Origin of the sequence: Lysobacter sp. 1R34A (assembly GCF_051217035.1) — a bacterium.
Lineage (GTDB): Bacteria > Pseudomonadota > Gammaproteobacteria > Xanthomonadales > Xanthomonadaceae > Lysobacter.
In genome coordinates this window covers 1-675 of the sequence record NZ_JBPKJP010000213.1, presented here as the reverse complement: position 1 = coordinate 675, position 675 = coordinate 1, and the positions used below count along the sequence as shown (strand labels likewise).

Annotated in this window: 1 protein-coding gene; it reads right to left on the bottom strand. The window is 75.0% G+C overall.

Going from position 1 to position 675, the window contains the following annotated elements:
* On the bottom strand, positions 1–675 hold a 675-nt coding region (locus ACSAMQ_RS20605; RefSeq protein ID WP_435397442.1), incomplete at both ends, for an ROK family protein.

Here is a 675-nt window from a genome sequence, read left to right as displayed (position 1 = left end):
CGCGCGCCGCCGGCGCCGCCGAAGCGCGGCGGCACGATCGGCGGCACCTGTACGCCGGCGAACAAGTGCGCGGACACCGCGGCCGGCAGCACGTCGTACAACGGCGCGTGTTGCGACAGGCCGCCGCCGAGCACGATCACGTGCGGGTCGAGCGCCAGGACCAGCGCCGCCAGGCTGTGGCCGAGCAGGTCGAGATGGACGGCCAGGACCTCGCGCGCACGCGCATCGCCGGCGTCGGCCTGGGCGAACACTGCGCCGGCATCGACGGCGTCGCCGCCGAAGTGCTGATGCAGCGCGACCAGGCCGCTGCCGGAGACATAGCGCTCGACGCAGCCGCGAAGGCCGCAGGCGCAGTCCAGCACCGGCAGGCCATGACGCTGCAGCAGATGCGCCGGCACGCTCCAGTGGCCCCATTCGCCGGCCAGGCCGTTGAAGCCGGCTATCAGGCGGCCGTGCAGGCAATAACCGCCGCCGGCGCCGGTGCCGAGGATCGCGCCGAACATGCTCGGGTAGCCCTCGGCGGCGCCGCCGTGGGCTTCGGACAAGGCGAAGCACTGCAAGTCGTTGCCGAAGTGCAGCGGCCGCCGCAGCCGCGCCTGCAGGTCGGCGGCGACGCCGTGGCCGGTCAGGGCCGGCACGTTGGCGCTGAGCTGGCGGCCGCTGCGGCGGTCGCGC